10 protein-coding genes are annotated in these 11,259 nt (G+C 75.0%); 8 read left to right on the top strand and 2 right to left on the bottom strand.

The features are described 5' to 3' along the window. Nucleotides 1–125 precede the first annotated feature (125 nt). The 7 genes from folD to PSR1_RS17170 all read left to right on the top strand — a co-directional run bounded on the left by folD (nucleotide 126) and on the right by PSR1_RS17170 (nucleotide 7,533). A complete protein-coding gene (gene folD / locus PSR1_RS17140) occupies nucleotides 126–974 on the top strand; it encodes a bifunctional methylenetetrahydrofolate dehydrogenase/methenyltetrahydrofolate cyclohydrolase FolD (RefSeq protein ID WP_059438673.1) in 849 nt (282 codons plus the stop codon). Beyond that, nucleotides 971–2,071 carry a metallophosphoesterase gene (locus tag PSR1_RS17145; protein ID WP_237758099.1) on the top strand — a complete coding sequence of 367 codons (1,101 nt, stop codon included), beginning with the start codon at nucleotides 971–973 and terminating at the stop codon, nucleotides 2,069–2,071. Before folD ends, PSR1_RS17145 begins: the two co-directional genes overlap by 4 nt. A 214-nt stretch (nucleotides 2,072–2,285) precedes the next feature. Beyond that, entirely contained in the window at nucleotides 2,286–3,368 is a 1,083-nt protein-coding gene (gene gcvT / locus PSR1_RS17150; protein ID WP_059438675.1) for a glycine cleavage system aminomethyltransferase GcvT, read from the top strand. 13 nt (nucleotides 3,369–3,381) lie between these two features. Next, a complete protein-coding gene (gcvH, locus tag PSR1_RS17155; RefSeq protein ID WP_059438676.1) occupies nucleotides 3,382–3,768 on the top strand; it encodes a glycine cleavage system protein GcvH in 387 nt (128 codons plus the stop codon). 63 nt (nucleotides 3,769–3,831) lie between these two features. Continuing rightward, nucleotides 3,832–5,196, top strand: coding sequence for an aminomethyl-transferring glycine dehydrogenase subunit GcvPA (gene gcvPA / locus PSR1_RS17160; RefSeq protein ID WP_059438677.1), 1,365 nt, complete (start codon nucleotides 3,832–3,834; stop codon nucleotides 5,194–5,196). A gap of 2 nt (nucleotides 5,197–5,198) precedes the next feature. Next, nucleotides 5,199–6,767, top strand: a complete 1,569-nt coding sequence (gcvPB, locus tag PSR1_RS17165; RefSeq protein ID WP_059438678.1) for an aminomethyl-transferring glycine dehydrogenase subunit GcvPB — start codon at nucleotides 5,199–5,201, stop codon at nucleotides 6,765–6,767. Between the two features lie 55 nt (nucleotides 6,768–6,822). After that, nucleotides 6,823–7,533 carry a hypothetical protein gene (locus tag PSR1_RS17170; protein WP_059438679.1) on the top strand — a complete coding sequence of 237 codons (711 nt, stop codon included), beginning with the start codon at nucleotides 6,823–6,825 and terminating at the stop codon, nucleotides 7,531–7,533. Nucleotides 7,534–7,539: 6 nt separating this feature from the next. Here PSR1_RS17170 and PSR1_RS17175 read toward each other — a convergent pair whose 3' ends face one another. Continuing rightward, the gene (locus PSR1_RS17175; RefSeq protein ID WP_059438680.1) at nucleotides 7,540–8,016 is read right to left on the bottom strand and encodes a methylglyoxal synthase; all 477 of its coding nucleotides are present in this window, start codon (nucleotides 8,014–8,016) and stop codon (nucleotides 7,540–7,542) included. A 51-nt stretch (nucleotides 8,017–8,067) separates the two neighbouring features. Beyond that, nucleotides 8,068–9,324, bottom strand: coding sequence for an energy transducer TonB (locus PSR1_RS17180; protein ID WP_059438681.1), 1,257 nt, complete (start codon nucleotides 9,322–9,324; stop codon nucleotides 8,068–8,070). A gap of 116 nt (nucleotides 9,325–9,440) precedes the next feature. Here PSR1_RS17180 and PSR1_RS17185 point away from each other — a divergent pair. After that, nucleotides 9,441–11,259 (top strand): transglycosylase domain-containing protein (locus PSR1_RS17185; RefSeq protein WP_059438682.1); only part of this gene is annotated, 1,819 nt, incomplete at its 3' end.

Here is an 11,259-nt window from a genome sequence, read left to right on the forward strand (position 1 = left end):
CGGCCTCCGGGCGTGGTCGGGAGCGAGGGGTGGTCCGCCGAGCACGGTTCGCACGCGCGGCGCGCGCCACAAGCGTCCAGGATGGGGGACACGGGCGCGCGGCCTGCTCTATACTCGCGCGCCTCATGATCCTCATCGACGGCAAGCAGATCGCGGCGAAGGTGAAGGGCGAGGTGGCGACCGAGGTCCGCGCGCTGGCCGCCCGCGGCGTGCAGACGGGCCTCACCGTGGTCCGGGTGGGCGACGACCCCGCCTCCGCCATCTACGTGCGCGGGAAGCGCAAGGACTGCGAGGAGGTGGGCATCACCTCCGTGGAGCACCACCTCCCCGCCACCACGGCGCAGGCCGAGCTGCTCGCGCTCATCGCGCGGCTGAACGCGGACCCGGCGGTGCACGGCATCCTGGTGCAGCTGCCGCTGCCGAAGCACGTGGACGAGCGCGCCGTGCTCGACGCCATCTCGCCCGCCAAGGACGCCGACGGCTTCCACCCGTTCAACGTGGGCGCGCTCTCGATCGGCATCGCCGGCGTCCCCCGCCCCTGCACGCCCGCCGGCGTGATGCGGATGCTCGACGAGGCGAAGGTCGATCCGAAGGGCAAGCGCGCGCTGGTGGTGGGCCGCTCCAACATCGTGGGCAAGCCCATGGCGATGATGCTGCTCGAGCGGCACGCCACCGTGACCATCGCCCACTCCCGCACCGCCGACCTCGCCGGCGAGGTCGGCCGCGCCGACATCCTGGTGGCCGCCATCGGCAAGGCCGAGCTGGTGAAGGGCGCGTGGGTGAAGGAGGGCGCGGTGGTGATCGACGTGGGCATGAACCGCCTCGCCGACGGGAAGCTGGTGGGCGACGTGGAGTTCGCGGCGGCCGCCGCGCGCGCCGCCGCCATCACCCCGGTGCCGGGCGGCGTCGGCCCGATGACGCGCGCCATGCTGCTCGTGAACACGGTGGAGCTCGCGAAGCGGGTCGCCCGGTGAGGCGCTGCGCCCGGGCGCTCGCGGCCATGGCCGTGGCGCTCGTGGGCGCCTCGGGCTGCTGCACCTGCGTCGACCTCGACTACACCTACCGGAGCGGCGCGGCCCGCGCGCCGGCGGCCGCCCCGCCCTTCTCGCCGACGCTCCGCGTGCTGCACGTGGCGGACATCGGCGAGCCGAACTGCCAGCAGCGCGCCGTCTCCGACGGCATGGCCGCGGCGCACCGGCGGGCGCCGTTCGACCTCGCCGTCGCGCCCGGCGACAACGTCTACAACTGCGGGCCGGACGCCACCGTGCCCGGCGCGGCCGACTGCCGCTTCGCCGACGACGGGAACACGGTCGCCGCGGGCTACGCCGCCCCCGCCGATCCCAGCTTCGCGCGCTTCGAGGACGCGTTCGCGCCGCTGGCGGGCGTGCCCATCCACCTCGCGCTCGGGAACCACGACGTCGCCACCGCCGGGAGCTGCGCCGTGCCCGGCGTGGAGCCTGCCACCGCGGCGCGGCGCAAGGCCTGCCTCGAGGTGGCGCACGCGTCGCCGCTCTGGTCCATGCCCGGCCGGCACTACGCCGTGGACCGCGGCCCCGCCCGCTTCATCGTGGTGGACACGAACCTGCTCAAGGGCGACTACGGCGGCTTCACCTTCGCCGACGAGGAGGCGTTCGTGGCCGCCGCGGCGGCCGGCTGCGACGCGCGCGCCTGCTTCCTGGTCGGCCACCACCCCGCGGTCACCGCCGGCTCCCACCACGACGACGCGACGCCGGAGTACCTCTCGCGCGTCGATCGCCTGCTCGCGGCCGGCCAGGGCCGGATCCGGGCCTGGCTCGCCGGGCACGACCACGACCTGCAGCACCTGCGGACGCCGGGCGGCGTGGACGTGCTCGTGTCCGGCAACGGCTCCCGCGCGCGCGGCGCGGAGCGCTTCCACGAGGTCTCCGCGCCCGGCGCCGAGCTGCTCTTCGCGGCGGTGCGCTGGGGCTTCGGCGTGCTCGAGGTGGGCGACGGCGGCTGGCGCTACCGCTTCGAGTCGGACGACGGCACCGCGCTCTACTGCTGCGCGGCCGCGGGCGCGGGACGCTGCGAGCCGGTCGCGTGCCGGTGAGCGCGCCGGCGCCCGGCGCCGGCCGCCCGTCCGGCCGTGCGCCCGTGCCCCAGCCCCTTCCGGTGCCGCCTGGAACGCGCGATGGCACCTTGCGGACCCCCGCGCGAGCGGCTACTGCTCGGGCGCGCCGGGCGCGAAATCCCGCGTCCTGGCGCGCTTGACCCTCCGGTCAACCCCGATAGAATCCGCCCGCCCATCCCCACCCGAGGCGCCCATGGCCCTGCGCACGCCCCTCTACGACACGCACGTCCGCGCCGGCGCACGGATCGTGGAGTTCGCCGGCTGGCAGATGCCGGTCCAGTACTCGGGGATCCTCGCCGAGCACGAGACCGTCCGCACCCGCGTCGGCCTGTTCGACGTCTCGCACATGGGCGAGGTCGTGTTCCGCGGCCCGCGGGCGCTCGCCGCGCTCGGCCGGCTGTTCACGAACGACCTCTCCAAGGTGGCCGACGGGCAGGCGCAGTACGGCTGCCTGTGCCGCGACTCCGGCGGCATCGTGGACGACGTGGTGGTCTACCGCCGCGGCGCCGAGGACCTGCTCGTCTGCGTCAACGCGGGCAACCGGCAAAAGGACTTCGAGTGGCTCGCGGGCCACGCCGCCGGCGCCGACGTCCGCAACGAGTCGGACGACTGGGCGCAGCTCGCGCTGCAGGGCCCGCTCGCCGCCCAGCTCCTGCAGCGGCTCACCACCGTGAACCTCTCCGCCATGCGCAGCTACCGCTTCGGCGAGGGCGACGTGGCCGGCGTCCGCTGCATGGTGGCCCGCACCGGCTACACCGGCGAGGACGGCTTCGAGCTGTTCTGCCGCGCCGACCTGGGCCCGCGCCTCTGGGACGCGCTCATGGAGGCGGGCGCGCCGGAGGGGATCGCCCCGTGCGGCCTCGGCGCGCGCGACTCGCTGCGCCTGGAGATGGCGTACCGCCTCTACGGCTCGGACATGGACGAGACCACCACGCCGCTCGAGGCCGGGCTGGCCTGGGTGGTGAAGCTCGACAAGGGCGAGTTCATCGGCCGCGACGCGCTGCTCAAGCAGAAGGAGCAGGGGCTCTCGCGCAAGCTGGTGGGGTTCCAGCTCACCGACGCGGGCATCCCGCGGCACGGCTACCCGGTGCTGCAGGACGGCCGCAAGGTGGGCGAGGTGACCAGCGGGACCAAGAGCCCGTCGCTCGGCACCGCCATCGGGCTCGCCTACGTGCCCCCCGCGCTCGCCGCCGAGGGCTCCACCTTCGCAGTCGAGATCCGCGGCCGGGCCGCGGCGGCCAAGGCCGTGAAGACGCCGTTCTACACGCGGAAGTGACGGAGAGACGACCATGGAAATCCCCGAGGACCTCAGGTACACGCGCGAGCACGAGTGGGCGCGCCGCAAGGGCAGCGCGATCGTGGTCGGGATCACCGACTTCGCCCAGGAGCAGCTCGGCGACGTCGTCTACGTCGAGCTCCCGGACGTGGGCGACACGGTCAAGAAGGGCGAGTCGTTCGGCGTGGTCGAGTCCACCAAGGCCGTGTCCGAGCTGTTCGCCCCGATCTCCGGCAAGGTGATCGAGGTGAACGACCCGCTCTCCGACGCCCCCGAGACCATCAACGAGGATCCGTACGAGGAGGGCTGGATGATCACCATCGAGCCCTCGGATCCGAAGGACCTCGAGACGCTCATGGACGCCGCCGCGTACAAGGCGTTCGTCGAGGAGCAGGAGTAGCGCCGAGCGCCGCCCGCCGGGCGGTCCCCCTCCCTCGCGGCGAGGTCGCCGCGGAGCCAAGCCTTGCGATACCACCCGCACACCCCGGACGACGTCCGCGCCATGCTCGACGTCATCGGCGCGGAGCGCGTCGACGAGCTGTTCCGCTCGATCCCGCAGGCGCTCCGGCTCGACCGCCCGCTGGACCTGCCGCCCGCGGCGGACGAGATCGCGCTGTTCTCCGAGCTGCGCCGCCTGGCGGCCCGCAACGAGACCGCCCACCCGCCGTTCGCCGGCGCGGGGTGCTACCCGCACCACGTGCCGCCGGTGGTGGACCAGCTCCTGCTCCGCGGCGAGTTCTTCACCGCGTACACGCCCTACCAGCCTGAGATCTCGCAGGGCACGCTGCAGGCGCTGTTCGAGTGGCAGACGTTCGTGTGCCTGCTCACCGGCATGGACGTCTCGAACGCGTCCATGTACGACGGCGCGACTGCCACCGCCGAGGCGGCGCTCATGGCCGGCCGGATCACCGGGCGCGACAAGGTGGTGGTCTCCGCCGCGCTCCACCCCGAGTACCGCAAGGTGCTCGCCACCTACCTGCGCTCGACCGGCGACGAGATCGTCACGGTGCCGTTCGGCGCCGACGGGCGCACCGACCTCGCCGCGCTGGAGCAGGCGGTGGACGGCCGGACCGCCTGCGTCATCCTCGGCTACCCGAACTTCCTCGGCGTGGTGGACGCGCTGCCCGAGGCGGCCGCCATCGCCCGCAAGGCCGGCGCGCTCACCGTCTCGGCCACCGCCGAGGCCGTCTCGCTGGGCCTGCTCCAGTCGCCCGGCGCGCTCGGCGCCGACGTCGCGGTGGGCACGTTCCAGAGCTTCGGCAACCCCATGTCCTTCGGCGGCCCGGCCCCGGGCTTCCTCGCCACCCGCGAGAAGAGCGTGCGCCAGATGCCCGGCCGCGTGGCCGGGGCGACCGTGGACAAGCAGGGGCGGCGCGGCTTCGTGCTGACGCTCTCCACCCGCGAGCAGCACATCCGCCGCGAGAAGGCGACGTCGAACATCTGCACCAACTCCGGCCTGTGCGCGCTGGCCTCCACCATCCACCTGTCGCTGCTCGGCAAGCGCGGCCTCGCCGAGCTGGCGCGCCTCAACCACGGGCGCGCCCGCATGCTGCGCGACGCCATGGAGCGGGCCGGCTGCCGCCCGGTGTACTCCGGGCCGTTCTTCAACGAGCAGGTGTTCGACGTGGGCGACGCCGAGGCGGTGGTGGCGAGGCTCGCCAAGCGCGGCATCGTGGCCGGCGCGCCGCTGGCGCGCTGGTACCCGGACGCGCCGCTGGCGCGCTGGTACCCGGACGCGCCGCACGCGAAGGGCGCCCTGCTCTGCGCGACGACCGAGCTGCACGGCCCCGAGCTCATCCAGCTCTTCGCGGGCGCGGTGAGGAGCTAGCCATGGCGAACCCGACCGGCTGGAAGCCGAGCATGGAGCAGGAGGCGAAGGGCGGCGGCGCCGCGGCCGAGGCGCCCGGCCTGGGCGGCGCGGTGCGCGGCCTCGCGTACGAGGAGCCGCTCGTGTTCGAGCACGGCTCGCGCGGGCGCTGCGGCGTCTCGCTGCCCCCGCCCCCCGCCGACTTCGACGCGAGCGACCTCCCCGCCGCGCTGGTGCGCCCGGCGGTGGACGGGCTGCCGGAGCTGTCCGAGCTGGAGGTGGTCCGGCACTTCACCCGGCTCTCCTCCTGGAACCACGGCATCGACACCGGGTTCTACCCGCTCGGCTCCTGCACCATGAAGTACAACCCGAAGTCGAGCGAGGCGCTGGCGCGCCTGCCCGGCTTCGCCGAGCTCCACCCGCTCGCGCCCGCCGAGCTGGCGCAGGGCGCGCTCGAGCTGATGTACCGGCTGGAGCGGGCGCTCTCCGAGATCGCCGGCTTCGACGCCACCACGCTCGCGCCGGCCGCGGGCGCGCAGGGCGAGCTGACCGGCCTCATGCTCATCCGCGCGTACCACGAGGCGCGCGGCAACCCGCGCAAGAAGGTGCTCATCCCCGACACCGCGCACGGCACCAACCCGGCCTCGTCGGCCCTGAACGGCTACGCGGTGGTGCAGCTCGCCTCCGGCCCGGACGGCCGCCTGCACCCGGAGACGGTCCGCGCCGCCATGGACGAGGACGTCGCGGCCATCATGATCACCAACCCGAACACGCTGGGCGTGTTCGAGTCGCACATCGCCGAGATCGCCGGGATCGTCCACGCCAAGGGCGGCCTGGTGTACGGCGACGGCGCCAACATGAACGCGCTGCTCGGCGTGGCGCGGCCCGGCGACATGGGCTTCGACGTCATGCAGTACAACCTGCACAAGACGTTCGCGACCCCGCACGGCGGCGGCGGCCCGGGCTCCGGCCCGGTGGCGGTGAAGGCGGCGCTCGTGCCGCACCTGCCGCTGCCGCTGGTGGTGAAGGAGGGCGAGCGCTACCGCCTGGTGACCGAGGCGCGCGAGCGGCCCCAGACCATCGGCAAGCTGCGCGAGTTCTGGGGCAACTTCGGCATGTTCGTGCGCGCCTGGGCGCTCATCCGCGAGTACGGCCCGGAGGGCGTGCGCGCCACCGCCGAGCTGGCGGTGCTGAACGCGAACTACGTGCGCAAGCAGCTGGAGGGCACGTACCACCTGCCCTACCCCACCGACTCGCTGCACGAGGTGGTGTTCGACGACGCCCAGCAGAAGGACGCCGGCGTCACGACCATGGACGTGGCGAAGCGCCTCATCGACCACGGGTTCCACCCGCCCACCATCTACTTCCCCCTGGTGGTGCACGGCGCGCTCATGATCGAGCCGACCGAGACCGAGTCGCGCGAGACGCTGGACGCGTTCGTCGCCGCCATGAAGGCCATCGCGGAGGAGGCGAAGACGGACCCGGAGGCGGTGCGCGCCGCGCCCACACGGCCGGTCCGCGCGCGCCTCGACGAGACGCGCGCGGCGCGCAAGCCCGTGCTGCGCTGGCAGCCGGGCATGAACGTCGAGTAGCCGGCCGGCGGGCGCGCTATCATCGCGGCGCGCCCCGTGGGGCCGCGGAGGAACCATGCGCAACCGCCTGCTCGCCCTGTTCGTCGTCGCCGCCCTGCCCGCGCTGGCCGCCGGCCAGTACGATCCCCGCCGGCCGCCGCCGCGCCAGCCCGCCGGGCCGCGCGAGCAGGGGCTCACGCTCTCCGCGCGCCTCGCCTACGGCGCGCCCGCCGGGGACATCTCCGACGAGGTGGACGCGACCGGCGCGCCGCTCTACCCGAAGCTCGACGACCTCGTCCGGCACAAGGTGCCGATCTGGCTCGAGCTGGGCTACCGCTTCAACCCGGCGGTGTGGGGCGGCATCTACCTCGAGCTCGCGCCGGCCTCGATCTCGAAGGACTTCTGCGTCCAGGGCCGCTCCTGCGACGGCTCGGACATCCGCTTCGGCTTCGACGTGCAGTTCCACCTCCAGCCGTACCAGGTGGTCGACCCGTGGGTCGGCTTCGGGATGGGGCTGGAGGTGCTGAACGCGGAGGCGTACGAGCCGGGCACCGGGACCATCGCGGAGTTCAGCTGGGCGGGCTTCGAGTTCCCGATGCTGGAGGCGGGCCTCGACCTCGCGCTCTCGCCGTACCTGACCATGGGCCCGTTCGTCTCGTGGAGCGCCGGGCAGTACACGAGCTACGACGTGTCGGTGCCGGGCTGGGGCGACGAGTCCGGCCGCATCCACGACCGGGCCTTCCACAGCTGGTTCCAGATCGGCGTGAAGGGGACGCTGAAGCTGTAGCGGAACCTAGCGACTGCCGTGGCCGGCCAGCCAGGCCTGCCGCTTCGCGGCGTGGTCCTCCACGATGCGCTCGTACTCGCCGTGGAAGAGCGACGAGGCCACCAGGAAGTCGGCGGTGGCGCGGTTGCACGCGGTGGGGATGTTGTAGAGCACCGCGATCCGGAGCAGCGCCTTCACGTCCGGATCGTGCGGCTGCGGCTCGAGCGGATCCCAGAAGAACACCAGCACGTCCAGCTCGCCCTCGGCGATCTTCGCGCCCACCTGCTGGTCGCCGCCGAGCGGGCCGCTCTTGAAGCGGGTGACCGGGAGATCGGTCTGCGCCTGCACCAGCCCGCCGGTGGTGCCGGTGGCGAACAGGCGGTGCTCGCGCAGCACCGGCCGGTTGTACTTCACCCAGTCCAGCAGGTCCTGCTTGCGGCTGTCGTGCGCGATGAGGACCACGTTCTTGACCGCGCGCATCGGGACGCGCTGCACCTGGGGCATCTGGGCTCCTCCTGTGGAACGGGACCGGCCCGCGGACGCGGGCGCGGCGAATCACTCCGGATACGGCCGCTGCGACGGCAGCGAGGGCATGAGCACCTGCACCCGCGAGGCCCGCCGCATCTCCAGCGTGTAGGCCAGCGCGAGGTGGATCTGCCCGCTCGCGTCCACCAGCCCCGCGGGCGGGTTCGGGAACGGCCCGGCCGCCCGCGCCGCCCGGACCACCTCCTGGTCGAGGAAGTCGAGGCCGCTCGAGTCGAGCAGCTTCACGAAGCGGATCGTGCCCTCGCCGTCGAGCACCAGCTCGATCGACGTGGTGCGGTCGCGCGCCGGGTAGACCTTCCCGTCGGGATCCCGCGCCTGGTACGCCCGGTTCGGATCCCACTCGCGGTAGATGGCCATGCCGACGCGGTTGATGAACGTGGCGTACTTGAACGAGCGGGTGTTGAGCGCGGTGGCGTCGCCCTCCTCCACGCCCTCGAGCCGGTCCGGGCTGGGGCCGCCGGCGATGCGCGCGAGGTTCTGCGGATCCGGCAGGAGCCGCCGGTCGATGCCCGACTTGCGGCCGCCGCCCTGCGCGCCGGCGCCGCCGGGCACCTGCAGGGCCTGACCGCCGCCGTTCAGCCGCTGCTGGTCGGCCCGGGGCGCGACCGGGACGTCGCCCGAGCCCGGCTCCGCCGGCCTCGGCGCGAGCGCCAGCCGCTCCTGCGCCCGCTGCTCCGGGATGACCAGCTTCTCCGCGCCGGTGCCGCGCGGCGCCGACGGCCCCTCCTTGCCCGGCGTGCTCTTCGCGGCCTGGCCGTTCTCGCCGGCCTCCGGCTGCGGCGCCGGCGCCTTCCGCTTCAGGCCGTCCGACGGCGCCGGCAGCGTGTTCTCGAATGCCTGGGTCCCCGCAAAGCGCGAGCGCGACTCCTTCTCGACGGTGTTGTCGCGGTCGGACAGGAAGCGGGAGTCCTTCGGCGGGCGCGAGTCCTTCGACGGCGCCACGTCCACGATCTGCCCGTGCGCCCGGCGCTCCTCCGGCGGCGGCGGGGGCGGCGGGATCTTCGGCAGCTCCGGCGGCCGCGCGGCGGCGGGCGGGGGCTGGCCGCCCACGATGGCGCGGTTGGCCGCCCACTGGTCGGCGGTGAGCGGCGCGAGCGCCACCGGCCGGACCGCGGCGGGCTTCCCGAGCTGGAACGCGCCCACGCGGCCGAGGATCAGCAAGATCAAGGCGTTGAACGCGAGCGACAGCAGGATGGCGGCGGTCGTCCGGGTGCCCGGCCGCTCGTCCACCTTCCTCCGTCGCAGGCTGGGGCCCAGGAACGCCATTCGCCGGGATGTTAACAGCCAGGACGGCGGTTTCATCCCCTCGAGTGCGCGTCCACGGGCCGGCCGGGGAACCGGTTGACCCCCTGCGACCCGCCCGGTAAAGAGCGCGCGATTCCATGGCTTCCCCGTCGCCCACCCCCTCCCGCCCCCGCCTGGCGCTGCGCCCCCTCTGGCGCGCCGCGGCCTGGGGCGCGCTGGCGCTCGCGTGCCTGTACGGGGTGGCGCTGGTGGCGCTGTCGCGCCCCGCCGCGGAGGCCGCGCTCCGCCGCCGGATCCTCGCCGGCCTGCGCGCGTCGGTGGGCGACGTCACCCTGGGCCCCGACGTCCACGTCTCGCCGCTGCTCCGCGTCTCGTTCGGCCCGCTCGCCATCGCCGGCGTGGGGCCGGGGGCCCCGCCGGTGCTGCGCGTCGAGCGGGTCGAGGCCCGGCCGCGGCTCCTCGCGCTGCTGGCCGGCCGCGCCGAGCTCGCCTCGGTGCGGATGACCGGGGTGCGCGTGGAGGCGGGCCGCTCCGGGCGATCGCTGCTGGAGCTCGGCGAGCGCCTGCGGGGCTCCCCTTCCCGCCGCGCCGCCGCGCCGGCGCGCGCCCCGTCCCCCGCCGCCCCCGAGCCGCCGCAGGACGCGGACGAGGCCCCGTGGCCGTCGGTGCAGGTGCGAGACCTGGTGGTGGCCTTCGCGCTCCACGGCCGGTACGTGGAGCTGGGACCGCTCGACGCCCGGCTCGCGCGCGACCGCGGCGACGGCGAGGAGCGCCTCCGCGCCGACCTGCGCCTGCCCGGCGGCGCGACGGCCGCCGTGGACGCGCGGCGGGAGCCCTCCGGCTGGCGCGTCACCCTGGGCGTGCGCCACCTCGGGCCCGCCGCGATCCCCGAGGCGCTGGGCGCGGAGGCGGTGTCGCTGCGCGACGGCACGCTCTCGCTCGACGCGACGCTGGACGCGGCGCCGGATCTGTCCCGCCTCGGCGGGCGCGCCGTGCTCGCGGTGGAGGGGGCCACGGTGGCCGGCGAGCGGATCGGCGCCGAGCCGCTCGGGCCGATCTCCGCCACCGCCGAGGGCGACGTCGCCTGGCAGGGCGCGGAGCGGCGCGTGTCGCTCTCCGGGGGGCGCGTGGTGCTCTTCGGCGCCATCCCCGCCGCCGTGTCCGGCGGGGCCCGGCTCGGCCCCGGCCTCCCCTTCGAGCTCTCGGTGCGGCTCGAGAAGCTCGACTTCGCCGCGGCCGTCGCCGCGCTGCCGCCGGCCCTGGGGCTGCCGCCGGAGGCGCCGCGGCCCGCCGGCACGCTCGACGCCCACCTCGACCTGGCCGGCCCGCTGCTCGCGCCGGCCGCCTGGACGCTGGACGCCGGGCTGGACCTGGCGCGCATGCGCGAGGCGGCCCGGCGCGCGCCGCCGGTGGCGCTGCGCGCGCCGTTCGTGCACCGGCCCGAGGTCGAGCGCGGCACGCCGCCCGAGATCCTGGTGGGCCCGCGCAACCCCGACTTCGTCCCGCTCGCCAGCCTGCCGCAGCACGTGATCCGCGCGGTGACCGCGAGCGAGGACGCCGGCTTCTACGGCCACTCCGGCTTCGAGTTCGAGGAGCTGCGCAACGCCTTCGCCGCCGCCGCCGAGCGCGGCCGGCTGGTGCGCGGCGGATCGACCATCTCGCAGCAGCTCGCGAAGAACCTGTACCTCTCCCGCGAGAAGACGCTGGCGCGCAAGGTGCGCGAGGCGGCGCTCACGGTGGCGCTCGAGGCGACCGTGCCCAAGGCGCGGCTCCTCGAGATCTACCTGAACGTGGCCGAGTGGGGCCCGGGGCTGTGGGGCATCGGCCCCGCCGCGCGCCACTGGTTCGGCGTGCCCGCCGCCGAGCTCACCCCGCGCCAGGCCGCGTTCCTCGCGACCGTGATCCCGAACCCGGTCCGCTTCCACTTCATGTGGGCGCGCGGCGCGCCGACCGAGG

The sequence above is a fragment of the Anaeromyxobacter sp. PSR-1 genome, assembly GCF_000964525.1.
Taxonomy (GTDB): Bacteria; Myxococcota; Myxococcia; order Myxococcales; family Anaeromyxobacteraceae; genus Anaeromyxobacter.

What these genes read in the sequence shown, in the direction of transcription:
- folD (WP_059438673.1), top strand. Translation starts at nt 126, where the DNA reads ATGATCCTCATCGACGGCAAGCAGATCGCGGCGAAGGTGAAGGGCGAG.
- gcvT (WP_059438675.1), top strand. Translation starts at nt 2,286, where the DNA reads ATGGCCCTGCGCACGCCCCTCTACGACACGCACGTCCGCGCCGGCGCA.
- gcvH (WP_059438676.1), top strand. Translation starts at nt 3,382, where the DNA reads ATGGAAATCCCCGAGGACCTCAGGTACACGCGCGAGCACGAGTGGGCG.
- gcvPB (WP_059438678.1), top strand. Translation starts at nt 5,199, where the DNA reads ATGGCGAACCCGACCGGCTGGAAGCCGAGCATGGAGCAGGAGGCGAAG.
- PSR1_RS17170 (WP_059438679.1), top strand. Translation starts at nt 6,823, where the DNA reads ATGCGCAACCGCCTGCTCGCCCTGTTCGTCGTCGCCGCCCTGCCCGCG.
- PSR1_RS17175 (WP_059438680.1), bottom strand. Translation starts at nt 8,016, where the DNA reads ATGCCCCAGGTGCAGCGCGTCCCGATGCGCGCGGTCAAGAACGTGGTC.
- PSR1_RS17180 (WP_059438681.1), bottom strand. Translation starts at nt 9,324, where the DNA reads ATGGCGTTCCTGGGCCCCAGCCTGCGACGGAGGAAGGTGGACGAGCGG.